General features: G+C 66.5%; 27 protein-coding genes. 7 read left to right on the forward strand and 20 right to left on the reverse strand.

Going from position 1 to position 21543, the window contains the following annotated elements:
- Positions 1-55 precede the first annotated feature (55 nt).
- From K369_RS24720 to K369_RS13375, 12 genes are all read right to left on the reverse strand, one after another.
- Positions 56-907, reverse strand: coding sequence for a class I SAM-dependent methyltransferase (locus tag K369_RS24720; protein WP_051949273.1), 852 nt, complete (start codon positions 905-907; stop codon positions 56-58).
- A gap of 84 nt (positions 908-991) precedes the next feature.
- Positions 992-1957, reverse strand: a complete 966-nt coding sequence (gene coaA / locus K369_RS13325; RefSeq protein WP_036291822.1) for a type I pantothenate kinase — start codon at positions 1955-1957, stop codon at positions 992-994.
- The gene (locus K369_RS13330) at positions 1954-2280 is read right to left on the reverse strand and encodes a phosphoribosyl-ATP diphosphatase (RefSeq protein ID WP_036291823.1); all 327 of its coding nucleotides are present in this window, start codon (positions 2278-2280) and stop codon (positions 1954-1956) included. Before K369_RS13330 ends, coaA begins: the two co-directional genes overlap by 4 nt.
- Entirely contained in the window at positions 2277-3050 is a 774-nt protein-coding gene (hisF, locus tag K369_RS13335; RefSeq protein WP_036291825.1) for an imidazole glycerol phosphate synthase subunit HisF, read from the reverse strand. The genes K369_RS13330 and hisF overlap by 4 nt, the downstream gene beginning before the upstream one ends.
- On the reverse strand, positions 3050-3307 hold the full coding sequence (locus tag K369_RS13340) for a hypothetical protein (protein WP_036291827.1): 258 nt from the start codon (positions 3305-3307) through the stop codon (positions 3050-3052). The genes hisF and K369_RS13340 overlap by 1 nt, the downstream gene beginning before the upstream one ends.
- A 32-nt stretch (positions 3308-3339) precedes the next feature.
- The gene (locus K369_RS13345) at positions 3340-3723 is read right to left on the reverse strand and encodes a hypothetical protein (RefSeq protein WP_036291829.1); all 384 of its coding nucleotides are present in this window, start codon (positions 3721-3723) and stop codon (positions 3340-3342) included.
- Positions 3720-4469 carry a 1-(5-phosphoribosyl)-5-[(5-phosphoribosylamino)methylideneamino]imidazole-4-carboxamide isomerase gene (hisA, locus tag K369_RS13350; RefSeq protein ID WP_156967884.1) on the reverse strand — a complete coding sequence of 250 codons (750 nt, stop codon included), beginning with the start codon at positions 4467-4469 and terminating at the stop codon, positions 3720-3722. The genes K369_RS13345 and hisA overlap by 4 nt, the downstream gene beginning before the upstream one ends.
- Complete coding sequence (gene hisH / locus K369_RS13355) at positions 4457-5104, reverse strand: imidazole glycerol phosphate synthase subunit HisH (RefSeq protein ID WP_036291831.1); 648 nt, start codon at positions 5102-5104, stop codon at positions 4457-4459. Before hisH ends, hisA begins: the two co-directional genes overlap by 13 nt.
- Complete coding sequence (locus tag K369_RS13360) at positions 5101-5574, reverse strand: DUF2628 domain-containing protein (RefSeq protein ID WP_036291833.1); 474 nt, start codon at positions 5572-5574, stop codon at positions 5101-5103. Before K369_RS13360 ends, hisH begins: the two co-directional genes overlap by 4 nt.
- 15 nt (positions 5575-5589) lie before the next feature.
- Entirely contained in the window at positions 5590-6183 is a 594-nt protein-coding gene (hisB, locus tag K369_RS13365; RefSeq protein ID WP_036291835.1) for an imidazoleglycerol-phosphate dehydratase HisB, read from the reverse strand.
- A 123-nt stretch (positions 6184-6306) separates the two neighbouring features.
- Positions 6307-6750, reverse strand: a complete 444-nt coding sequence (locus K369_RS13370) for a very short patch repair endonuclease (protein WP_036291837.1) — start codon at positions 6748-6750, stop codon at positions 6307-6309.
- Complete coding sequence (locus K369_RS13375) at positions 6747-7901, reverse strand: DNA cytosine methyltransferase (RefSeq protein ID WP_036295166.1); 1155 nt, start codon at positions 7899-7901, stop codon at positions 6747-6749. Before K369_RS13375 ends, K369_RS13370 begins: the two co-directional genes overlap by 4 nt.
- 243 nt (positions 7902-8144) lie before the next feature.
- Here K369_RS13375 and gspG point away from each other — a divergent pair, with 243 nt between their 5' ends.
- Both gspG and K369_RS13385 read left to right on the forward strand, forming a co-directional pair.
- Positions 8145-8618, forward strand: a complete 474-nt coding sequence (gene gspG / locus K369_RS13380) for a type II secretion system major pseudopilin GspG (RefSeq protein ID WP_036291839.1) — start codon at positions 8145-8147, stop codon at positions 8616-8618.
- 17 nt (positions 8619-8635) lie between these two features.
- A complete protein-coding gene (locus K369_RS13385; protein ID WP_036291840.1) occupies positions 8636-9577 on the forward strand; it encodes a type II secretion system protein GspK in 942 nt (313 codons plus the stop codon).
- Between the two features lie 12 nt (positions 9578-9589).
- On the opposite strand, the gene gspD is transcribed toward K369_RS13385, so the two are convergent.
- From gspD to K369_RS13415, 6 genes are all read right to left on the reverse strand, one after another.
- Positions 9590-11932, reverse strand: coding sequence for a type II secretion system secretin GspD (gene gspD / locus K369_RS13390; RefSeq protein ID WP_036291842.1), 2343 nt, complete (start codon positions 11930-11932; stop codon positions 9590-9592).
- A 98-nt stretch (positions 11933-12030) separates the two neighbouring features.
- On the reverse strand, positions 12031-12570 hold the full coding sequence (locus K369_RS13395; protein WP_036291843.1) for a hypothetical protein: 540 nt from the start codon (positions 12568-12570) through the stop codon (positions 12031-12033).
- Positions 12567-13157 carry a type II secretion system protein GspM gene (gene gspM, locus K369_RS13400; RefSeq protein ID WP_036291844.1) on the reverse strand — a complete coding sequence of 197 codons (591 nt, stop codon included), beginning with the start codon at positions 13155-13157 and terminating at the stop codon, positions 12567-12569. The genes K369_RS13395 and gspM overlap by 4 nt, the downstream gene beginning before the upstream one ends.
- Positions 13158-13170: 13 nt before the next feature.
- Entirely contained in the window at positions 13171-14292 is a 1122-nt protein-coding gene (locus tag K369_RS13405) for a PilN domain-containing protein (protein ID WP_036291846.1), read from the reverse strand.
- 66 nt (positions 14293-14358) lie between these two features.
- The gene (locus K369_RS13410; RefSeq protein WP_036291848.1) at positions 14359-15213 is read right to left on the reverse strand and encodes a heme-binding protein; all 855 of its coding nucleotides are present in this window, start codon (positions 15211-15213) and stop codon (positions 14359-14361) included.
- Positions 15214-15360: 147 nt separating this feature from the next.
- Positions 15361-15789 carry a hypothetical protein gene (locus tag K369_RS13415; protein ID WP_156967885.1) on the reverse strand — a complete coding sequence of 143 codons (429 nt, stop codon included), beginning with the start codon at positions 15787-15789 and terminating at the stop codon, positions 15361-15363.
- Positions 15790-16147: 358 nt separating this feature from the next.
- On the opposite strand from K369_RS13415, the gene K369_RS13420 reads away from it, so the two are divergent.
- Genes K369_RS13420 through K369_RS13440 form a run of 5 tightly spaced genes read left to right on the forward strand, consistent with a single transcriptional unit; the run spans position 16148 to position 20567 of the window.
- The gene (locus K369_RS13420) at positions 16148-17884 is read left to right on the forward strand and encodes a GspE/PulE family protein (RefSeq protein WP_036291852.1); all 1737 of its coding nucleotides are present in this window, start codon (positions 16148-16150) and stop codon (positions 17882-17884) included.
- Between the two features lies 1 nt (position 17885).
- Positions 17886-19106 carry a type II secretion system F family protein gene (locus tag K369_RS13425; RefSeq protein WP_036291854.1) on the forward strand — a complete coding sequence of 407 codons (1221 nt, stop codon included), beginning with the start codon at positions 17886-17888 and terminating at the stop codon, positions 19104-19106.
- Positions 19103-19567: a prepilin-type N-terminal cleavage/methylation domain-containing protein gene (locus K369_RS13430; protein ID WP_036291856.1), complete on the forward strand. Its 465-nt coding sequence runs from the start codon at positions 19103-19105 to the stop codon at positions 19565-19567. The genes K369_RS13425 and K369_RS13430 overlap by 4 nt, the downstream gene beginning before the upstream one ends.
- The gene (locus K369_RS13435; RefSeq protein ID WP_036291858.1) at positions 19552-19959 is read left to right on the forward strand and encodes a hypothetical protein; all 408 of its coding nucleotides are present in this window, start codon (positions 19552-19554) and stop codon (positions 19957-19959) included. Before K369_RS13430 ends, K369_RS13435 begins: the two co-directional genes overlap by 16 nt.
- On the forward strand, positions 19956-20567 hold the full coding sequence (locus K369_RS13440; protein WP_036291860.1) for a type II secretion system protein J: 612 nt from the start codon (positions 19956-19958) through the stop codon (positions 20565-20567). The genes K369_RS13435 and K369_RS13440 overlap by 4 nt, the downstream gene beginning before the upstream one ends.
- On the opposite strand, the gene K369_RS13445 is transcribed toward K369_RS13440, so the two are convergent.
- Both K369_RS13445 and K369_RS13450 read right to left on the reverse strand, forming a co-directional pair.
- A complete protein-coding gene (locus tag K369_RS13445) occupies positions 20552-21172 on the reverse strand; it encodes a prepilin peptidase (RefSeq protein ID WP_036291862.1) in 621 nt (206 codons plus the stop codon). The genes K369_RS13440 and K369_RS13445 overlap by 16 nt on opposite strands.
- On the reverse strand, positions 21169-21540 hold the full coding sequence (locus tag K369_RS13450) for a hypothetical protein (RefSeq protein WP_036295168.1): 372 nt from the start codon (positions 21538-21540) through the stop codon (positions 21169-21171). Before K369_RS13450 ends, K369_RS13445 begins: the two co-directional genes overlap by 4 nt.
- Positions 21541-21543: the final 3 nt, after the last annotated feature.

A 21543-nucleotide genomic window follows, 5' to 3' on the forward strand; every position in this document is an offset into this window, starting at 1 on the left:
CTCGAATCGACGAGGAATATAGGGGACGAACGCGCCGGCTCTGTGTCGCTGGCGGTCACGGCGCAGTCGCGGCGCAAATGAAGCTCGCCGACGCGCGCGGCACGAAATCGAGCTCACGCGGCTTTTCGGCGCGAATTCTCGCGACGATCGCCTTCACGAACTCGATTTCGGCGTCGCCGATCTCGGCGCCGGCCAGCGCCTCCCTCACCCAATCGCGGCCCATTTCCTCTTCCAGAAAGTCAATGTCGTATGTCTCGATCGGGTCGAGACGCACGCGATCGTTCGACCACATGCGTATATTCTCGAGCCCCGCCCGCGCGAGCAAGGTCGGCAAGCGCAAACCTATATCCTGATCGCCTCTCCGCGATTTGACGAAATCGACGAATCTGACCCAAACGCCATAGAAGGCGGCGCGTTCGGCGGGCGCGAGGAAATGGGTCAATTCGAACGTCTGCGCCCAATTCAAATGATTGACCGGCTCGACGCAGAGGATCGTTCCGCCTCGCTTCGCCACGCGATGCATTTCCGCGACGATTTTTTCCGGCGCGAGGCTATGCATCAGCAAAGTCTGCGCGGTGACGATATCGAAGGAGCCGCCTGGCAGGCCGGTGTCGCTCGCATCCGCCTCGATCGCGCGATAGGCGATATGCGGCGCGCGCTCGGCATATTTTTTTGCGGAGCGCGCGCACCATTCGCGCTCCCGATCGACGCCTGTCACTTCCCGTAGATCGACGAAGGCGCCGAGAAGGCCGAGGCTCCAATGCCCTTCGCCGACGCCGAAATCGGCGAGGCTGGTCGCGATGGCGTCGCCGATCGCGCGCGTCTTCAGCAGGCGGAGAAAATCACGGCTCCACCAATCGAAGCGCTCGTCGTGAATGTAATCCGCCGAATGCGGCGCCTCCGACATGATCGCTCCTGTGCAATGACAATAGGCCCGCGCCGATCGAACGGCGCGGCTCTGCAATGAATTGGATGCGCCGTCGCGCCGCGCTCACAGCTTGCGCAGCGCGACTTCCTCTATGCGATGGTCCGCGCCTTTGGTCAGCACCAGGCTGGCGCGCGGGCGCGTCGGCGAAATGTTGCGGCGCAGATTTTCGAGATTGATGCGCGTCCAAATATCCTTGGCGACGCGCTTCGTCTCGTCATCGTCGAGATCGGCGTATTTCTTGAAATAGGAGAGCGGATCGCGGAAGGCCGTCTCGCGCAGGCGCTGGAAGCGCTCCACATACCATTGCTCGAGCACATTCTCCTCGGCGTGGAGATAGACCGAGAAGTCGAAGAAATCCGAGACGAAGGGAATCTCCCGCCCATCCTCGCGCGGACGGCTGGCGAGCAGCACATTCACGCCCTCGACGATGAGAATGTCGGGCTTGTCGACATAGAAGAACTCGTCCGGCACCACATCATAGATGAGATGCGAATAGACCGGCGCGGCGACATTGCGCTGGCCGGCCTTCACATCGGAGAGAAAGCGCAGCAGCGCGCGATTGTCATAGCTCTCGGGAAAGCCCTTCTTGTCCATCAGCCCGTCGCGCTCGAGCACGGCGTTGGGATAGAGAAAGCCGTCGGTGGTGACGAGCTCGACCTTCGGCGTGTTGGGCCAGCGCGACAGCAGCGCCTTGAGAATGCGCGCGGTCGTGGATTTGCCCACGGCGACCGAGCCGGCGACGCCGATGATATAGGGCATCTTGCCGTCCTCGGCGCCGAGAAACCGCTGCGTCGCCTTGAACAGGCCTTGCGTCGCCGCGACATAGAGGGCGAGCAGGCGCGAGAGCGGCAGATAAATCTCGATGACCTCTTCCAGCGAGATCGGATCGTCGAGCGATTTGAGCCGCGTGAGATCGTCGATCGTGAGCGTGAGCGGCGTGTCGGCGCGCAAGCTCGCCCATTCGGCGCGGGTGAAGCGCCGATAGGGCGACAGCGCGACGCCGGCTCCCAGATAGGCCTCGGCGTTCATTTGCGCTCTCCGCGCGACGCTTTTTCCGCATGGCCGGATTGGACCGTGCGCGTCTCCAGCTCGGCGAGCACTTCCGCGAGCGTGACGCCGCCCGCCTCCAGCAGCACGAGCAGATGATAGAGCGTGTCGGCGGCCTCGCTGGTCAGATTCTTGCGGTCGCCCTCCATGGCGGCGATGACGGTCTCCACCGCCTCCTCGCCGAATTTCTTGGCGATGCGGGGCGTTCCGGCCTCGAACAAGCTCTTGGTGTAGGACTGCGCGGCGTCGGCGCCCCGCTTCGATGCGATGATCTGCGCAAGATCGGCGAGGGAAAAATCGCTCATGAGGGCTCCAGGCCGTCGAGACGCATCGGTATGCCCGCTTTCGCCATATATCGCTTCGCCTGCGGGATGGTGAACTCGCCGAAGTGGAAAATAGACGCCGCGAGAACGGCGGAAGCATGGCCCTCGCGCACGCCCTCGACGAGATGATCCAGCGTGCCGACGCCGCCCGAGGCGATGACCGGCACATCGACGGCGTCCGCCACGGCGCGCGTCAGCTCTATGTCGAAGCCGATTTTGGCGCCGTCACGATCCATGGAGGTGAGCAATATCTCGCCGGCGCCGAGGCTCGTGACCTCCTTGGCGTATTCGACCGCGTCTACGCCCGTCGGGCGACGGCCGCCATGGGTGAAGATCTCCCAATGATCGCCGACGCGCTTGGCGTCTATGGCGACGACGATGCATTGCGAGCCGAATTTCTCGGCCGCCTCGCGCACGAATTGCCGATCCGCCACAGCGGCCGAATTGATCGAGGCCTTGTCGGCGCCGGCGAGCAGGAGATTGCGAATGTCGTCCTCGACGCGCACGCCGCCGCCGACGGTGAGCGGCATGAAGCAGGCCTCCGCCGTACGCCGCACCACATCGAGCATGATGCCGCGATTCTCGTGGCTGGCGGTGATATCGAGAAAGCACAGCTCATCGGCGCCGGCGGCGTCATAGGCGATGGCGCATTCGACCGGATCGCCGGCGTCGCGCAGATCGACGAAATTGACGCCTTTGACGACGCGGCCCTCTTTCACGTCGAGGCAGGGGATGACGCGGGATTTGAGCATCAGGCGGCCGAGGATTCCGGAGACTGCGGGCGATTGATGAAGTCCCAGATGATTCTCGGGAGCCAGCCGCCCTTTTTCTTCGTCTCGATTTCCGTAACGATGAATCGAACGTCAGGAATCACCTCTTCCCTGATCTGCGCTGCGAGCCACCGCGCGTCGCGCTCGGACGAGATGCAAAACGTATTGTCGAAGACGGCGTACCAGTTCGTGATCTCCGCAATCTTGTCCAGGCGCCGGGACACGAGGTCGCGCGACATCCTCGAACTGTCATAAACCAGGAGAAAAGCGTTCACGGTTGCTCTCCTTCGCTCGGATCCACCTCGATCACATTGGGAAGCTCCAAGCCTTCTCCTTCGATTTTCTGCGGAAGACCGCTCTTGCTTCGGGACTCGATCCAAAGCTCGTGCTGCCGCACCACAAACTCTTCGGACTGAAGGCGGTCTGGGCTTTTCAACATAAAATAGAAATGGGTGATGACAAAGACGACGCTCGGTAGGGCGGCAAAGAAGACGAAAATATACCTCAACACTGGGTCGGCTTGGAATTCATAGGCCGCCGCCAGAAAGGCGAGCGTCCCCACCGTCATGAACCACAAGACATGGTTCATGACGTTTCTCACACGCACCACGCCGGCGCGGGACGTCAAGCGGGCGATGACCTCTTCCGGCCTCATGCCCCTCCCCTCGCCGCCCTTATCAGCGCCAGCGCTTCCGCCGGATCGAGCCGCCCGTCATAGAGCGCGCGGCCGGTGATCGCGCCCGCGAGCTTCTTGCAGTCGGGCTGCAGCAGCCGCTCTATGTCGGCGAGCGAGGCGAGGCCGCCCGAGGCGATGACCGGAATGCTCAGCGCATCGGCGAGCGCGAGCGTCGCCTCTATGTTGAGGCCCTTCAAGACTCCGTCGCGCGAAATATCCGTGTAGACGATGGCGGCGACGCCGGCGTCCTCGAAGCTGCGGCCCAAATCCTGCGCCGAGACATGGGTGCGGCGCGCCCAGCCCTCGACGGCGACGAAGCCGTCCTTGGCGTCTATGCCTACCGCTATGCGGCCCGGATAGAGCCGCGCCGCCTCGCGCACCAAGGTCGGGTCGCGCACCGCCGCCGTGCCGATGATGACGCGCGAAATCCCCTTGTCGAGCCAGCGCGAGATGGTGCGCATCTCGCGAATGCCGCCGCCGAGCTGCACCGGAATCTTTATGTTGGCGAGAATGCCTTCCACGGCGAGGGCGTTCATCGGCGCGCCGGCGAAGGCGCCGTCGAGATCGACGACGTGCAGATATTCGAAGCCTTGGGCGGCGAAGGCCTGCGCCTGCGCGGTCGGATCGTCGTTGAACACCGTCGCCGAGGACATTTCGCCCTCGACGAGGCGCACGCATTGACCCTCTTTGAGATCGATCGCAGGAAACAGGATCACGGACGCCACCTCAGAAAATTCGCGATGAGAGCGAGGCCGAGCCTCTGGCTCTTCTCGGGATGGAATTGCGTGCCGACGAGATTGTCGCGCGCCACCGCCGCGGTCAGCGGGGCGCCGTAATCGGTCGTCGCCACGATATGGTCGGGCGAAGCGGGCAGGAATTGGTAGGAGTGCACGAAATAGGCGTGCAGCCCGTCCTTTCCGGTGGGGATGCCGGAAAAGAGCGCATGCGGGCGCGTCAGCTCCAGCGTGTTCCAGCCCATATGGGGGATTTTCAGGCTCTTGTCCGCGGGCTCGATGACCGCGACATCGCCGGCGATCCAGCCGAGGCCGGCCGCCTCGCCATGCTCGAGGCCGCGCGTCGCCATCAGCTGCATGCCGACGCATATTCCGAGGAACGGCCGGCCGCGCTCGATCACCGCCTCGCGCAGCGCCTCGTCCAGCCCGACGAGGGCGGAGAGGCCGCTGCGGCAATCGCGAAAGGCGCCGACGCCCGGCAGGCAGATGCGCTCGGCCCGGCGCACCACATCCGGGTCGCTGGTGACGATGATCTCCGCCCCCTCGCCTTCCCGCGCGGCGCGCTCGAAGGCCTTGGCGGCGGAGTGCAGATTGCCCGATCCGTAATCGATGATCGCCGTCGTCACGCGCGCGGCTCCTCGAACAGGCCGCCGATGACCGAACGCATCGCGGCCCGGCCGCCGGGGCGCGGCGTCACCGTCGTCGGGAGGACGCCAGCGGGGCGCCAATTGGCGAAAAACACGTCCTCGGCCTCATCGATCCTAGCCGCGACCATTACGGCGCTCTCCGTGTAACCCTTGCGCTCGAGCGACCAGGCGACGAGCCGCGGCCCCTCGAGGCCGAGCAGCAGACCGAGCGCCAGCTGCAAGACCGAGGCCGCCGCGGGATCGATCCCCAGAGCCACGCCGCCGCCGAGAATCAACGCGAGCGCGGCTGTCCATAGGACGGCCGGCAGCCACGCCCGCCGCCATAGCAGCCACAAAGGCCCGAAGAGAAAGGCCGGCGTCGAGAAGCCGTCGCGCAAAAAGACGATTCGCTCCGGCGGCGGAGCCTCGCCCGGCGCGGCCTCGGGTATAAGGACGGTGTAGACGGCCATAGGCCCGCCTCCCTTTCAGCCGGTGAGCGTGCCTTTGGTGGAGGGCACCACGCCGCCGCGGCGCGGATCGGGCGCTGTCGCCTTGCCCAGGGCGCGGGCGAAGCCCTTGAAGCAGCACTCCGCTATATGATGCGAGTTGACGCCGCGCAGCGCCTCCACATGCAGGCCGATGCGCGCATTGGCAGCGAAAGCCTGGAAGAACTCGCGCACCAGCTCGGTGTCGAACTCGCCGATCTTGGCCGCCGGAAAGGCGACGTCGAAGACGAGGAAGGGCCGGCCGGAGACGTCCACCACGACGCGGGAGAGCGCCTCGTCCAGCGGCACATGGGCGTCGCCATAGCGGGCGATGCCCTTGCGGTCGCCGAGCGCCTGATCCACCGCCTTGCCGAGCGCAATGCCCACATCCTCGACCGTATGATGGCCGTCGATGTGCAGATCGCCCTTGGCCGCGACGGTGAGGTCGAGCGGCGCGTGGCGCGCGATCTGGTCGAGCATATGGTCGAAAAAGCCGATCCCGGTCGAAATATCGGATTTGCCCTCGCCGTCGAGATCGACGGCGACGGCGATACGGGTCTCTTTCGTGTCGCGCTCGTATTTGGCGCTGCGCATGGCTCGACTGGCTCGCGGTGAATCTCGAGGGGCTGGAACGGAATATAGACCGCTCCCTGCGCGGCTTGTAGCAATTCGTCGGGCGCATGGCCAGAAGCGTGGGCGATCGGCGTGAACCGCGCTCTACCGCGGCGCGTCCAATTTTTCCCGACCCCACCGCTCGGCGAGGCGGGAGGCGCGCGCCGCCAGGCGGGGCGGATCCAGCGCCTCGCACTCCCACAGGATCGCGACACGAAAACCTAACGCCCGCAGAGCCTTGGCCTTGCGGGCGTCGCGGGCGCGATTGTCGGCGAATTTTTCCAGCCAGAAGGCGTTGTTTTGTTTCGGGATCGTGCCGCGGCGGCAATTCTTGTGATGGTGCCAGAAGCAGCCATTGACGAAAAGCGCCCAGCGCCGGCTGCGATTGGCGAAATCCGGCGCGCCGGGCAGGCCTTTGGCGTTGCGCCGATAGTGGAGCCCGGCCAGCCGCAGCGCCGCGGCGACCGCCTCCTCCGCCCCGGTGCGGGACTGGCGCACCCGCTTCATCAGCGCCGAGCGCGCCGGATCGCTGGCCGGCGGCGTCCTCATTGGGCGGCGGCGAGGCCGGGGCCGGCGCGCATCGCCTCGAGATGGGCGGCCACCGCCTCCCGAAAGCCGGGCTCGAATCGCAGCTTCGCCCGCATGGTGCGGGCGAGAAACCCCGCGCTCGCGCGCTCGGACAGCGGCTTGCCTTGATGCTGCAGGAAAACATGCAGCGGCGCGCGCTCGCGCCAGACGGGAAAGGCCGAAATTTCGACGCCGCAGCGCCGCTCGCCGTCATAGCGCGCGGCGCGGGGCCAGCGGACGCCCTCCTCCAGAACCGCGCCGTCGCGGGAAGGCTCATAGCGCCCGGGCGCCGCGAGCCGGCCGCCGACCCATTCGGCTACCGGCGCGCTGACGGCGTTGCCGACCAGCGACCAGCGCCAGCCGGGACGGCCCAGCGCCTCAGCCGGCGCGGTCCAGTCGGCCGGAAAACCCTGCAAGCGCTCGGCGTCGCGAATATCGGGCGTCACCACGCCGCCGCCCGGCAGGAGAATCGCCGGCGGCGAGGCGATGCCGAGCGTCGAGCCATTCTTCAATGTCGGCACGCAATCGGCTCCCCAGCCGAGGCCGCGCACGCCCTCCGTCCAATAAAAGCCATGGGCGTGCGTCGCCAGCGATGTCGCGCGCGGACGGGGGCTCGCCTCGTCCACCAGCAGAATATCGGCCGGATCGGCGAGGCGCGAGGCCAGAAACAGCACACGCTCGCGCCGCTGCGGCAGAAAGGCCAGAGTGTTGACGACGCGATAGGCCCAGCGATAGCCGCGCTCCTCGAAGGCCGTGACCAGCCGCGCCATGGCGCGTCCACGATCGAGACTCAGCATGAAGGAGACATTCTCGAGCAGCGCATGCGGCGCGCGCGTCTCGTCGAGCAGGCGGAACACATGGCTGACCAGCGAGGATTTGCGCCCGCCAATGCCCTGCGTGCGGCCGGCCTGGCTCAAATCCTGACAGGGAAAGCCCGCCGTGACCAGCTCCGTCTCGCCCGGCAGCGCGCGCAGCGCGGCGACATCGCCCACATTGGGCGTCTGCGGAAAATGCGTCGCCAGCACGCGAGCGGCGAGCGGCCAGTTTTCGGAGAACATGAGACAATCATGTCCGGCGCGCGCGAGCCCGAGCTCGAGCCCGCCTATGCCCGCGAAAAGGCCGACGACTTTCATGGATAGGGCCTCGCGGCCGAGGGCCGTCGTGCGATTCGTCTGCGCATGAGCGGAGTTGACCGCCACGGGCGAAGAAGTGTCAAGCCGCAGCGCTCGCGAAGACACGCACATATGTCGCGACGATGACGAAAGGCGCGAATTCCTTTGCCGAGAAAGCCGTCGCGCGGCTGGACTTGTCGGCCCGCTCTGCCTAGTCTCGCGACGCTTTTTTCCGCGTGTGAAACGCCCAGCCCTACGAGTCCGATGCGCGCCATTCTTCCGCTCAAAGCCTCGACCCTTTCGAAACGCCGCGCGCTTCGCTCCGCGCGCGCCGGCTACACGCTCGTCGAGATGCTGGTCGTGCTCGCGATCATCGGCTCGATCGTCGGCCTCGTCGGTCCGCGCGTGCTGAACTATCTCTCCGAGTCGAAGGTGAAGACCGCGCAGATTCAGATGGAGAATATCTCCAGCGCGCTCGATCTCTTCTATCTCGACGTCGGCCGCTATCCCTCGACGGAGGAAGGCCTCTCCGCGCTCGCCCGGCGGCCGGCCGGCGCCTCAGTGTGGAACGGCCCCTATCTGAAATCCGCCAATGTGCCCAAGGATCCTTGGGGACACGACTATCTCTATCGCGCTCCGGGACAGAACGGGCCTTACGACATAGGCTCGCTCGGCCCCGAAGGCCGCGAGGGCGGCGCCGGATCGATCACGCGCAGCCGCGACACGGCGGCGCGCTGACCATCTTCCCCGCTCGCATGACGCATGGCCGCAAGATCGCCGAGAGAAAAGGCTTCGCGCTTCTCATCGTGATCTTCGGTCTCGGGGTCATTATTCTGCTGATGACCTCCTTCATGGCGACGGCGCGCTTGCGCCTGCGCAGCGCCGTCGATAATTCCGCATCGATCAAGACGCGGCTCATCGCCGAAGGGGCCGTCAATCTCGCGATTTTCGGATTGATCGCCGAGCAGCGTCCGTCCAATGCGCAACAGGCCGAGCCACCCGTTTACGATGGATCGCCGCGCCTCTGCTCATTCGCTGGCGCCGCCGTCGCGATCTCGATCGAGGATGAGAGCGGCAAGCTCGATCTCAACGCCGCATCTCCGCAGCTTCTCGAGGCGGCGCTGCGCGGATTCGGCGCCGCCGACCCCAGCGCCTTGTCCCGCGCGATCATCGCTTTTCGCGAGGCGCAAACGTCCGAATTCGCGCGGCTCGCGGCGCCGCCGCCCTCCTCCGACCGGCCCTTCGCGCCCAAGCACGCGCCCTTCCAAACCGCGCTCGAGCTGGATCAGGTCGAAGGCATGGAGCCGCAACTGCTGCGCGCGCTGCTGCCGGTCGTCACCATTCATTCGCATAGCGTCGGAGTCGATGCGCGCGCGGCGCCGCCGGCCTTGTTCGCGGCTCTGGCGCGCTATTCGGCAACGGATGTTCTCGCGCTTTCCGCCAAGCCTTTTCCCAACAGCCTCGATCGCCGCGATCCACGCTTTCCGCAAGAATATCGGCAGAACGGCGTCTTCGGCGGCGGAACCTATTCGATTCACGCGGAGGCCGCTCTGCTCAATGGCGCGATCGGCGTCGTGGAAATGGTCGTGACGCTGCGGTCGAACGAGCGTCTCCCCTTCACTGTGCTGGAGACGCGACGCGCGCCGGCGCGCAATCAGAGCCTGCTCGGAGCCGGCGGCGCAGCGGCGCCCTGCTGACGAAATACGTTTCTACTCGTCCAGCAGAATGCGCCGCGCCGCGCCTTCGATATTATGCGGACGCACCTTCGCGCGCGTCGATATATTCAGCAGCTTGCGCTTATATTCGTCGGTGATGTCGCGCGCCTCGCCGAGCGTGCGCACCACATGCGGCGTTATCATGATGAGCAGCTCGGTTTTGCCCGATGAATCGGTCTTGTCCTTGAAGGCGTTGCCGAGCAAAGGCACGTCGCCGAGCAAGGGCACCTGGGACGAGCCGCGCGTGCGCGAATCCTGAATGAGGCCGCCGAGCATCAGCGATTCCGCATCATTGACGACGACCTGCGTCTTCACGCGGCGCTGCTGAATCGTCGGCGTCGTCGTCGTCGAGCTCGCGCCGGAGGCGACATTGGAAACCTCCTGCTCGAGCTCCAGCATCACGCGGCCGCTCTCGTTGATATGCGGCGTGATGGCGAGAATGACGCCGGTGTCGCGATAATTCACCGAATTGAATGTGGTGATGCCGCCTTGCGCCGTCGCGCCGGAGAGAGTCGTCACCGGCACCTGGTCGCCGACCTGCAGCACCGCCTGACGATTGTCGAGCACGGTGAGCGAGGGCGTCGAGACGATGTTGACATTGGTGATCTGATTGAGCGCGTTGAGCGTGACTTGCGCATTGGTGGCGCGCAATGCGTAGGCGAAGCCGGGCGACGCCGCGCCGACCGCCGTGCCGAGCAGATTATTGCCGAGCGTGTCATTTGCCGCCGGCGTGCCGGCGTCGCCGTTGGAAAAGCCGGAGAGCGACGACTTCTTCTGCAAGAACCAGCGCACGCCGAAATGCAGATCGTCATTGAGCGAAACTTCTGCGATCGTCGCCTCGATGAACACCTGATTGGGCAGCACGTCGAGCTTCTCGATGACGCGCAGAAGGCGCTTATAATCCTCCGGCGTCGCCATCACCACAATGGCGTTCTTGGCCTCGTCCACGGCGATCTTGAAACGACTGTCCTCGCCGAGCGCGGAAGCCGTCGATGACGTCTGATCCTGCGCGCTATTGGAATTGGCGGCGCCATTCGCCGCGCCGCCGCCGAAGGAGGAGCCGCCGCCCGAGCCGCCAGAGTTCAATGGCGCGATCGAGCCGAACTGTCCCGAGGAGGAGCCGTTCGACGAGCCGAGACCGCCAGAAGAGCCGAGACCGCCTGACGTTCCGAGGCTCGAAGAGCCGAAGCCGCCGCCGCCCGCGCCCGACGACAGGCCGCTCGAGGAGGTGGAGAGCGCCGAGGAGCCGAAACGCGGCGAGACCTCATTGCTCTTGGAGACGCCGGCGTCGCGCCCGAACATGGACGCGACGACCTGCACCATCTCCTTGGCCGGGCGATTCTGCACGCGATAGCTGAAGAACTGCTTCTGAACGCCTTCCGCCCGCGCGTCGAGACGCTCGATCCAGGCGCGCGCCCGCGCGAGATAGCCGGGCTGCGGCGTGATCGCCAATATGGCGGACAAATGCTTGTTGCCGATGAACTGGATCATGCCGTTCATCGGCCCTTCGCGCTCCGAGCCGAAAACCTTGCGCAAATTCTCGGCGAGCGCGTCTGGATCGGCGCTCGTCACCGGCACGACGGCGAAGGACATGCCGCGCATCGTGTCGACGTCGAAGAGCGCGATGGCGTCTTCCATCGCCGCGATCTCTTGCGCGCGGCCTGTCAAGGTCAGCGTGCGGCGCTGATCGTCGGCGCGCACGACGGCGCCCTGGCGCGTGATCGGCTCCAGCACGCGCTTGAGCTCCGACGCCGAGACATAGCGCAGACGCACGATGCGCGCGCCGCTGCCGAGACGCTCCGACTCGAGCGGCTGCGGCGCGACGGAGAGCGTGGAGCCGGCCGCCGCCTGATCCAGCGGCACGATTTTGTAGATGCCGTCATTCTCGACAATGGCGGCGCCGGAGACGCGCAAGGCCGATTGGAACAAGTCGATCGCGACGGATTTCTTGACGGGCCGCGCCGTATGCACGGTCACTCTGCCGTCGATGCGCGGATCGACGACATAATCGACGCCGATGATATCGCCGAGCACCACTTTCGCCGCTTGCGCAATGGGCAGATTGGCGAGATTGAGGCTGACGCCTTCCTTCTCGTCGCGGGCGTCGTCCTTGCGGCGCGCCACGCTCTCGCCGACGAAACGCCCGCTGCCGACGATCGCCTCCGCGGGAAGGCGTCCGCGCGCGGCGGGGACGCCGCTTTTTGTCCCGCCCTTGGAAGCGGCGGCGACATCGAGCGATTCCCGGCTCCACTCGGCGATTGGAGGATCGCTCGCGCTCTGACAACCAGAGACTGCGACGAGGGCGATCAGGCTCGAATGGAATAAAGGCAGACGCACATTCGCCTCTGGGACGCTACCGAATAGACACGCTCACGCCACCTAACATGATTGTCGGTCACACGCCACACGCCTCCTCGCGCAAAAGCGACGGAACACTATTGCGATTGTTCTGGATAGAGCTGCAGGCGCGCCGATTGCGCGCCATTGACGAGCTTCAATTCCAGCTCGCCGACCTCGGCGATCGTCCAGCCCTGCACGGATTCTCCGGGCGTGAGCCAGCGGCCTTCCGGGTCGTCGCCGGAAACGACGAAAGCGCGCACAGACGCGCCGGAGCGCACGATCGCCGAGACCGCGAGGCCGGCGGGCGCGGTGGGAATTCCCGCAAAGCCGTCACGATCGGATTTGGCGACGGCCTGGCGCGGACGCCGCGATTTCCAGAAGATGGGGCGCGACAATGTCTGCGCATCCTCGCGCGCGAGCGGCGCCGGCCCGGAGACGGACGAGAGCACGCTGGGCGGGCGCCAATCCGATTTCGCCGGCGGCGCCGATTCGTCCGGGCCGAGCCATGCGAGAAGCGCGAAAGCGAGAGCGGCGACGTCCAACGCCGCCAATGACGCCAGCAGCATGGCGGCGAGCTGCGACAAACGCAGCTCACGCATGAGCGCGCGAATGCGCGCGGCGAGCGCGCGCGTCATGAGCGCTCCTTCGAGGCGCCGCCGAAGACGTCGAATTGCGCGGCGAGCATGCCGTCATTGGCGGCCTGCGCGCCCCAGACCGGCATTTGACGACGCAGCGACGCCGTCAGCACCAGCAGCAGCGGAGTCTCGCTCTCGAGCGAGCGGAGCAGCGCATGCAGCGATTCGATCGAGCCGCTCACATCGAGCCGCGCGCCGACCAGCGACGCGCCATTCACCGTCTTGGCGGGCAGCGTGCGAATAGAGTTCACCGTGGCGCCGGACCGATCCGCCGCGGCCTTCAGCAGCGCTTGCAGATTGGCGTCGACGACGCCCTCCGTCGCGCCGGAGAGCAATTCGCCCTGCGCATTGCTCTCCGCCACCTGCTGCGCATAGAGCCGCACCGCCTTCTCCTGCGTGGCGACGGCCGCATAGCGCGCGAGCGTGGCGCGCCGATCGACGATTCCCTCGGCGCGCTCGGCGAGCAAGGCGCGCAGCGGTTCGACGACGATGAAATAGAGCAGCAGCGCCGCAAGCGCATTGGCGCCGAAGAACAGCGCGCGCCGCGACCATTGCGGATGCGAGAGGGATGTCGGGCTCAGCGCCATCGGCGTGACCGGCTCATGGATTGCGTCTCACTTTGGCCTGCAGCGAGAAGGTCTCTCGCTTCTCGATCGGATCGGGCGTGATCGGCGCCGTCAGCTTGGCGTCCGCGAACAACGCCGAGCGATCGAACAGCGCGGGAAGGCTCGCGGCCGAATCGGCGAGGCCGACGATCTCGATGGAGCGCTCGCCCTCGCGCGCCTCGACGAGGCGCATGTCGGAAACGAAAGCGCCGTCCGGCAGAAGGCGCGAGACTTCCTCCCAGAGATCGGCGAAGGCCGGATATTTCGCGCGCTCCCCACGCAGCGTGGCGAGGAGGCGGCTCTCGGAGGCGGCCTGCTCGGCGATCTTGCGCGCATCTGCGGCGCGGCGCGACACTTCGGCGATCTCGACATCGAGCGCCGCGGCGTCGACGTCCTGCCGCCACAGCGTGACGCCGACGCCGATGAGAAGAAAGGCGATAGCGACGACAGCGAGGATCAGCGCCGCGGCGCGCTCCCGATGCGGCGCCTCCGCCGCGCGACCGAGCGCGAGAGCGGGAATGAGCGCGGCGCCTTCGAGCGCCGGCTGCACAATGTCGAGATCGTCGATGGACAGGCCCGAGCCGTCGAGAAGAGCCGGCAGCAGATCGCGGCGCAAAATCCATTGCTCGACGACGATCTTGCCGGGCGATTGCGGATGCGGCTCGATGAAATGGCCATGCACGATATCGGCGAGCAGGAAAGGCGTCTTGCGCTCCACTTCCGCCGCGAGAAGGCGCGGCAGATCTGGCTGCGCGGCGAGCGGCGCGTCGAAGCGCCGAACAAAAAACGCCTCGCGTGGAATTTCCACGACGATCTTCGTCGCCGCCCGCGTCGCGCCGCGACGCTCCAGCGCTTCGTCGATCGAGGAGCGTGACAGCTCTTCCGCCGAAACGGGCTCGGCGAGCGCCTGACCATCGGCGGAGAGCAATTGCAGCGGCTCGCGCCCACGCCCGACGCGCAGCAGCAGACGCCGCTCGCCGCGATCGAGCAGCCATGCGAGCGTCGCTGGAGAGAAGAGCGCGAAAAACTCGGCGCGATACCAGCTCCACGCGCGGCTGGCGGAACTCGCGAGCGAGCCTTCGAAGATCTCTCTACGCCAGATGGACGACGATGACATCGTGACCTCGGACCCAATTCGTTACGATCGAAAGGGAGGGCGATGATCGACGCCCTCCCCTCGAGATCAGTTCAAAGGCCGGACGGGCGGCAGCGAGGTCGGGACGAGCCCGCCGTCGCATTTGGGATGGCCCCAGCCGCTCGCGCTCACTCCCGCCGTTATGTCGAACACGATATTGTCGGGACGCTTCGGATCCGCGTTCACGCCCGCGACGCCATCGCCCGCGCCCGCGGAAGTCTCGCCCAGGCGATCGAGCTTGAGAAGGCTGCGCAGCTTCCACGCGACGAAATGGTCCGTGCAGGACGTGTCGCCGCTCACGCCGACGCCGCCGACCTTGACGCCGCCCTTGTCGTAGAGGCCCAGGCCGCCGCCGAACACATTGACGCCGCCGATAGGACGGCCGACCAGCGGATCATTGAACTTGCCGAAGGTCGCCGGATCATTGGGCTGGCCGTTCTGCTGGAGATAGGCGACATCGGGATCGACGGGATTGCTGAACTGCAGGCCGAACAGGCTGCCGCCGGGCTGAACCGCCGAATAGAGATTGGCCGTCGCCAGAGCGAGGCCTCGCGCTCCGAATGCGGAGGTCGCCGGCGTGACGCCCTTGGCGAGGCTGAGTCCGTTCGCCGTATTGGCCTTTTGCGCCGAGATCACGCGGCTCGCCAGCCATTGGCCTTTATAGTCGGCGCCCGAAAAGGCGACGGCGCAGACAGTTCCGTCATTGGCGACGATCGTCGCCCACATGTTGAAGCCGAGGCCGCTATTGCCGCCCTGCGTGATAATGGACTGCAGCTTGTCGTGGAGCTCCTGCCACGACGGCAATTTGCTGCAGGCGTTCTGACGCGAGGACCATCCGTCGGCCGAGGCGCTCGAAACAGAAATGAGAGCGAAAGCGCTCGCCAAAGCGAGTTTTTTCAGCATTGTTGCAATTCCTCCAATGACCAGACCAATATCGCTTAACGAGCATTCGAGCCTCGTCTTATGGCAAAGCTCATGCTCGCGCGCACGCTAGCATAAGAGCCGCGATCGCACCAAGGACCACTCCGGCAACTGCGATCATTGTGGAATTCACTCGACGAAAGGCGCCGCGCGCAGGCGTTGGCGACGCGCCGCAGAAGATTCGCGCCGCGCCGGGCCGGCGTCCTCGCGCGGCGGCGACGCATCGATATCGACCATCTCCTCGTCGATGCTCTGCGAGGCCTCCTCCGCCGCGCCCTTCGCTTTCGCATGAAAGCGTCCGGCCGGCAGGATGGGCGCGAAACCTACCGCGAAATGCGGCATGGGCTCGATCGCGCGGGAGATCGGCTGCGGCATGAATGTACGCGGCGGCGTCTCCACCGCGAGTATCGGCGTGACGGTCGGCGCGGCGCCAGTCATGATCTCGACGCCGAGCAATGTCGGCCGATAGGCCTCCTCGTCGCCCGAGTCTTTCTCGCATAGACGATACTTCGCTTCGCATTTCCACCGCGCCGGGAAACGCGCGATGCGCTCGCGCAATTCGATCAGCGAATTGCCGAATGCATGCGCGCAGCCCTGTCGCGAGAATCGCCCGGAAGCGACGCAGGCCTCCGCCGTAGCGAATAAATATGACGTTCCCGCCACAACATGCGGCGCGACGAGACAAACGGACGCGATCGCCGCGAAAAACAACAAAATATGAGACGCGCGCCGGCCCCTCCCGAGGGGGCGGCGCCTCGGCTCCATCGACGCCGACGACATTGACGCTCGCTCGTTCGCTGCTCGGCGCGATTGCGCCCGGAACGCTGCGAGGCTACCATCCGATCCCGCGCAGCGCCAGAGCCTGGCCAACGGACCGCAGCGGGGACATTTTGAGATTTTTCGACGAGTGGCGACGATGATCGACGGCGCATATTCGCAAGGGACGCCGCCCCGTCCGCACATCGACGGCGCTGCGCTGCTGGAGCAATTCGGCGCCTATCTGCTGAGCGAGAAGGTCGTCGACGAGCTGGCGCTGCAACGCTCGCAGCGCGCCGCGCGGCAGAGCGGCGAGCGTTTCGATCATGTGCTGACCAAGCTCGGACTCTTGTCCGAGAATGATCTCTGCATTCATCTCGGCAGATTTCTGCGCATTCCCGTGATGTCGGCGGAGGAGACGCCCGGCGAGCCGGTGCTCGAGGCGAAAATCCCCAAGAAATTCATCCGCGCCAATGGCATTCTTCCGCTCGCCGCGACGCAGGAGCGGCTGACGCTCGCCGTCACCGATCCGCTGGAGAACGGCCCGATGGAGGCGCTCGCCTATTCCACGGGCCTCACGCTCGATCTGCGCATCGCGACGCCGGCGCTATTCGAGAAAGCCTGGGCCAGCCTCTATGGCGAGCGCTCCGAGGGCTCCGCGCTCGTCGAGGCCGACATACGCGCGGAAGACGCCAGCGATTTCGATCTGCAGCGCCTGCGCGACATCGCCAATGAGGCGCCGGTCATTCGGCGCGTCAATCAGATCGTCGGCGGCGCGATCGAGGCGCGCGCCTCGGATATTCACATAGAGCCCGGGCTCGACGCGGTGCAGGTGCGCTATCGCATCGACGGCGCGCTGCGCACGGTCGACACGCTGCCGCCGGGATTGAAAGCCGCCATCACCTCGCGCATAAAAATCATGGCGCGGCTCGATATCGCCGAGCGGCGATTGCCGCAGGACGGGCGCATCAAGCTCGCCGTGCGCGGCGTCGACATCGATTTTCGCGTCTCCACCATTCCGACCGCGCATGGCGAGAGCATCGTGCTGCGCATTCTCGACCGCAGCCAGGTGGCGCTCGATTTCGAGGCCCTCGGCTTCGAGCCCGGCGTCATCGCCTCGCTGCGCAAGGTGATGCGCAGCCCCAATGGAATCGCGCTCGTCACCGGCCCGACCGGCAGCGGCAAGACGACGACGCTGTACACGGCGCTCAAGGAGCTGGCTAATCCAGAAGTGAAAGTGTTCACTGTCGAGGACCCGATCGAATATCAGCTCGCCGGCGTCAATCAGGTGCAGGTGCAGCCGGCCATCGGCCTCGATTTTCCGTCCAGCCTGCGCGCCATGCTGCGGCAGGACCCGGATATCATCATGATCGGCGAGATTCGCGACGCCGAGACGGCGAAGATCGCCATACAATCCTCATTGACCGGCCATCTCGTCTTCTCGACCCTGCACACCAATAGCGCAGTGGGCTCGATCACGCGCCTCATCGACATGGGCGTCGAGCCCTATCTCATCGCCTCGACGGTAAAGGCGATCATGGCGCAACGTCTGGTGCGGCGTCTCTGCCCATCCTGCAGCAGCCCGCTGCCGGAGCGCGCGAGCTGGCGCAGCCGCCTCGCCGGCGAAGCCTTCACGCGCGAGCCGGAGCGGCTCGGCCAGCCGGTCGGCTGTCCCGCATGCCGTCACACGGGCTATGCTGGGCGCTCGACCATCGCGGAAATGCTCATCATGACCGAGCCCATGCGACGGCTCGTCTGCGAGGCGGCGCCCGAGGCGACGATGACGGCGGCGGCGCGCGAAGCCGGCATGACGACGATGTATCAATGCGGCATGGGCAAGGCCTGGCGCGGCGAGACCAGCGTCGATGAGGTGCTGCGCGTGACGCAGGTCGATTGACATGTCCAATTTTCGCTATCGCGCCTATTCGTCGATCGGCGATCTGATCGAGGGCGACATAGAAGCGCGCTCCAGCGAGGACGCCGAGGACGCATTGTGGCGACGCGGGCTCACGCCGCTCTCGCTGCGCGAGACGCGCGCCGGCGCCAAGGGCTCGCTACTGTCTCTGCAATTTAGCGCGCGCAAGCCCTCGCCCGCCGATATCGCCTCCTTCACGCGCGAGTTCGCGACGCTGGAGCAGGCCGACGTTCCGCTCGACCACAGCCTGCGGCTGCTTTCGACGCAGAGCGCGACGCCGGCCCTGCGCGCGCTGGCGGATGAGATATTGCGGCGCGTCGTCGATGGCGCGTCTCTCTCCGACGCGCTGGCGACGCGGACCGATCTCTTCGGCCCCGATTACATCAACATCGTGCGCGCCGGCGAGACGATGGGCAATGCGGCGCAGGCGCTCGGCGACATGGCCGATATATTGGAGCGCCGCCTCGAGATGCGCGCGCGCATTCAGAGCGGGCTCGTCTATCCGGCGCTGCTGATCGTGCTGGCGATCGTCTCCACGGCTGTGGTGCTGAGCGCGCTCGTCCCCAATATCGCGCCGATCTTCGTCGACAGCGGCCAGCCCATGCCCGCGGGCCTGCAATTCGTCATCGATGTCGCGGCGCATTGGCGCTGGACGGTCGGCGCGCTCGCGCTCCTCATCGCGCTCATCATCGCGCTGCGCCGCTATGCGGCGGCGAGTCCGGAGTTCGGCGTGCGTTTCGATCGCGCGCTGCTCTCTTTGCCCTATGCCGGGCCGCTGAGCGCCAAATTGCAGACGGCGCGCTTCGCCTACACGCTCGGCTCCTCGCTGAAGGCCGGCGTGCCGCTGCTGCAAGGCCTAGACAGCGCGCGCGCCGTGCTCTCGGATCGCTATTTCTCGGCGGAGCTGGTCAAGGTAATCGAGTCCGTGCGCGGCGGCGGCGCGCTGAGCTCCGCGCTGGAGCGGGTCGAGCGCCTGCCGCCGACGACGGCGACAATGGCGCGCATCGGCGAGGAGGCCGGGCGGCTCGACGACATGCTGCTGCGCCTCGCGGCAATGTTCGAGCGGCAGACGCAACGTAGCCTGGAGCGCGCCGTCGGCCTCATCACGCCGACCCTCACCATCTTCATAGCCGCCGTCGTCGGCGGGCTGGTGATGACGGTGATGGACGCCGTTCTCGGCATCAATGATCTCGCTCTGCGATGAGACCGCCTGTGACGCGCAGCGCGCGGCGCCGGCGCGGCTTCTCCTTGCTGGAGACGCTCGCCATTCTGCTGATTGTCGCGCTGCTCGCCGGAATGGCAGGCCAATTCGCGCGCCGTCCGTCGCCGCGTCTGCGCGTCGAGAGCGCGACGCGCGCGCTCTGCGCCGGACTGCGGGCGACGCGAATGCGGGCGATCTCCACCGCGAGCGAGCAGGCGCTGACGATCGACCTGCGGCGCAGAGCCTTTTTTTCTCCCGCCATCGCCGAGACGGCGTTGCCGGAGGACGCCGCCATAGAGCTCGCCGTTTCGGCGCGCGAGCGGACGGAGCCCTCACGCGGCGCCATCGCCTTTTTTGCGGACGGCGGCTCCTCGGGCGGCGGGCTGACGATCGGCGTCGCCGGCGCGCGCGCGGAGATCGACGTCAATTGGCTCACCGGAGCGACGCGATGCGCCTTCCATTAGCGCGGCGCGGCTTCGCGCTGATCGAGGCGCTGGCGGCCTTTCTGATCCTCGCTCTGGTGCTGGGCGGGCTGCTGCAGGGCGTCGGCTTCGGCGCCCGCAATGAGAGCCGCGGCGATTTCCTGCTGCGCGCGGCGCGTCAGGGACGTTCGCAGCTGGAGGCGCTGGGCGTCGCGACGCCGCTCATCATGGGCGAAAGCGCCGGGCGCTATGCGGACGGACTCGTCTGGAGCCTTTCGGTCGGCCCGTGCCGCTCCTCCGCCGACCCCGGCGGTCTCGGCGAGATCGTCGCCTGCCCCGTGGCGCTCGCCATACGCCGACCGGGCGACGCCGCTCCTGGCGACGCGCTGACGCTGCGCACGGTCAAGATCGACGCAAATCGGCCGGCGCAATGAGAATTCCGCGTCGCGCCCACGGCTTCACCCTGCTCGAGGCGCTGCTCTCCATCGCGCTGATGTCGCTTATCGTCGGAACCATCGCTGGCGGCTTTCGCCTCGGCAAGCGCGTCTGGGAGACCGGCCGTGATTATGAAGGCGTGCAGGAGGTGGAGGAGGCCGCCGGCGCGCTGGAGGCGATCTTGTCCCGCGCCTTTCCCGTTCAGCTCGACAGGCGGGACGGCCGGCCGACGGTCGCCTTCGAAGGCCGTGCGAGCCGCATTCGCCTAGCGACGACGAGCGATGGCGGCGCGGATTGGGGCGGTCTGGCGCTGACCGAGATTTCCGCCTCCGGCGACGATCTCAATGTGCGCTCCGGCGTGCTGCGGCAGGAGGCGTGGTTCGGCGTCGGCGGCCAGTCGCGCTCCGCCACCGCGCTGCGCGGCCTCGCCACCTTCGAGCTTTCCTATTTCGGCGCGCCGGAGCCCAATGCTTCGCCCGTCTGGACCAATGAGTGGCTGGGGCGCGACACGCCGCCGAAGCTCATCGCGGTGCGGCTGGCGGGAACACGCCGCGGCAAGCGCATCGACGCCTCCTTCACCGTGCGCATTCGTCAAAACCCGCTCTGAGCGGCCTCCAGCGGCCCGAGGCTCCAGCAGAGCCAGAAGCCGAGCGCGAGATGCGGACCGAAGGGGATCGGCTGCGCCATATGGCCGAGCGCGCCGTCACGCGCCGCAATCAGCGCCGAGAGGAAGGCCGAGACCACCGCTATCAGCAGGCAGCCGGGCAGAGCCGCCGACCCCAGCCACAGGCCTGCGAGGCCCAGCAGATGCGCGTCCGCGAGGCCGAGCCCGGCGCGCCCCCGCAGCAGCCGATAGGCCATGTCGATCGCCCGCAACGTCGCATAGCCGCCCGCAGCGCCCGCGATGCGCAGCGCCGCCGCTTCGCCATCGGAGGGCAGCAGGGCGAGGCCGAGCAGCAGCAGGACGATCAGTGGCCCGTCGGGAATGATGAGGAAGCGCGCGTCGAAGACAGCGGCGAAGGCGAGCGCGCTGAACAGAATCAGCGTCGGCGTCGCCCACCATCCGAGCTGCGCGAGATCGAGAAAAGCGAAAGCAAGAGCGGCGAGCGCGATCCAGACGACATGCGCCAACGCGCGCCCCTCGCCGCGCGCGGTCGCCGCCCGGACGGCCGTCTCGACGAGCGCAGCGCGGCGGCGCGCCGGAATGTTCAAATATCGACGTAGATCTCGCAGCCGAAGGCCGAGACGGGAACACGCGCTTCGTCGAGAATCTTGGTCCAGCATCGTCCAACGCCGCTGATCATTCGAAACAGATAGACGCCGGTCTCGTCCTCGAGACGCCGCTCCTGGACATGACGATGGCCGAGATAGTTGAAATAGGAGATGGCGACGTCGCCGTGACAGCGATAGAGGACCTGGCGCGACAGGACATAGACGAAGCTGCGGTCCTTCGCCTCGTTGACGCAATAGGAATAATGCGCGAGCGCCTCCGGCTCCACGCTGACGCCGGACGGCGCCGCAAAGCAGGGCGCGCCGAGCGTAAGGGCGCAGATCGATATGACGCTCGCGGCTCCGCGCATCGA

The organism is Methylosinus sp. PW1 (assembly GCF_000745215.1).
GTDB lineage: Bacteria > Pseudomonadota > Alphaproteobacteria > Rhizobiales > Beijerinckiaceae > Methylosinus.

Bases quoted from the DNA above. Each gene is read 5' to 3' on its own strand.
- K369_RS13435 (WP_036291858.1), top strand. From the start codon at position 19,552: ATGCGCCTTCCATTAGCGCGGCGCGGCTTCGCGCTGATCGAGGCGCTG.
- K369_RS13440 (WP_036291860.1), top strand. From the start codon at position 19,956: ATGAGAATTCCGCGTCGCGCCCACGGCTTCACCCTGCTCGAGGCGCTG.
- K369_RS13370 (WP_036291837.1), bottom strand. From the start codon at position 6,750: ATGAGGACGCCGCCGGCCAGCGATCCGGCGCGCTCGGCGCTGATGAAG.
- K369_RS13430 (WP_036291856.1), top strand. From the start codon at position 19,103: ATGAGACCGCCTGTGACGCGCAGCGCGCGGCGCCGGCGCGGCTTCTCC.
- K369_RS24720 (WP_051949273.1), bottom strand. From the start codon at position 907: ATGTCGGAGGCGCCGCATTCGGCGGATTACATTCACGACGAGCGCTTC.
- K369_RS13360 (WP_036291833.1), bottom strand. From the start codon at position 5,574: ATGGCCGTCTACACCGTCCTTATACCCGAGGCCGCGCCGGGCGAGGCT.
- hisB (WP_036291835.1), bottom strand. From the start codon at position 6,183: ATGCGCAGCGCCAAATACGAGCGCGACACGAAAGAGACCCGTATCGCC.
- K369_RS13450 (WP_036295168.1), bottom strand. From the start codon at position 21,540: ATGCGCGGAGCCGCGAGCGTCATATCGATCTGCGCCCTTACGCTCGGC.
- K369_RS13405 (WP_036291846.1), bottom strand. From the start codon at position 14,292: ATGTCATCGTCGTCCATCTGGCGTAGAGAGATCTTCGAAGGCTCGCTC.
- gspM (WP_036291844.1), bottom strand. From the start codon at position 13,157: ATGGCGCTGAGCCCGACATCCCTCTCGCATCCGCAATGGTCGCGGCGC.
- gspG (WP_036291839.1), top strand. From the start codon at position 8,145: ATGCGCGCCATTCTTCCGCTCAAAGCCTCGACCCTTTCGAAACGCCGC.
- K369_RS13385 (WP_036291840.1), top strand. From the start codon at position 8,636: ATGACGCATGGCCGCAAGATCGCCGAGAGAAAAGGCTTCGCGCTTCTC.
- K369_RS13425 (WP_036291854.1), top strand. From the start codon at position 17,886: ATGTCCAATTTTCGCTATCGCGCCTATTCGTCGATCGGCGATCTGATC.
- K369_RS13420 (WP_036291852.1), top strand. From the start codon at position 16,148: ATGATCGACGGCGCATATTCGCAAGGGACGCCGCCCCGTCCGCACATC.
- K369_RS13375 (WP_036295166.1), bottom strand. From the start codon at position 7,901: ATGAAAGTCGTCGGCCTTTTCGCGGGCATAGGCGGGCTCGAGCTCGGG.
- K369_RS13330 (WP_036291823.1), bottom strand. From the start codon at position 2,280: ATGAGCGATTTTTCCCTCGCCGATCTTGCGCAGATCATCGCATCGAAG.
- hisF (WP_036291825.1), bottom strand. From the start codon at position 3,050: ATGCTCAAATCCCGCGTCATCCCCTGCCTCGACGTGAAAGAGGGCCGC.
- K369_RS13410 (WP_036291848.1), bottom strand. From the start codon at position 15,213: ATGCTGAAAAAACTCGCTTTGGCGAGCGCTTTCGCTCTCATTTCTGTT.
- K369_RS13345 (WP_036291829.1), bottom strand. From the start codon at position 3,723: ATGAGGCCGGAAGAGGTCATCGCCCGCTTGACGTCCCGCGCCGGCGTG.
- coaA (WP_036291822.1), bottom strand. From the start codon at position 1,957: ATGAACGCCGAGGCCTATCTGGGAGCCGGCGTCGCGCTGTCGCCCTAT.
- K369_RS13340 (WP_036291827.1), bottom strand. From the start codon at position 3,307: ATGTCGCGCGACCTCGTGTCCCGGCGCCTGGACAAGATTGCGGAGATC.
- K369_RS13395 (WP_036291843.1), bottom strand. From the start codon at position 12,570: ATGACGCGCGCGCTCGCCGCGCGCATTCGCGCGCTCATGCGTGAGCTG.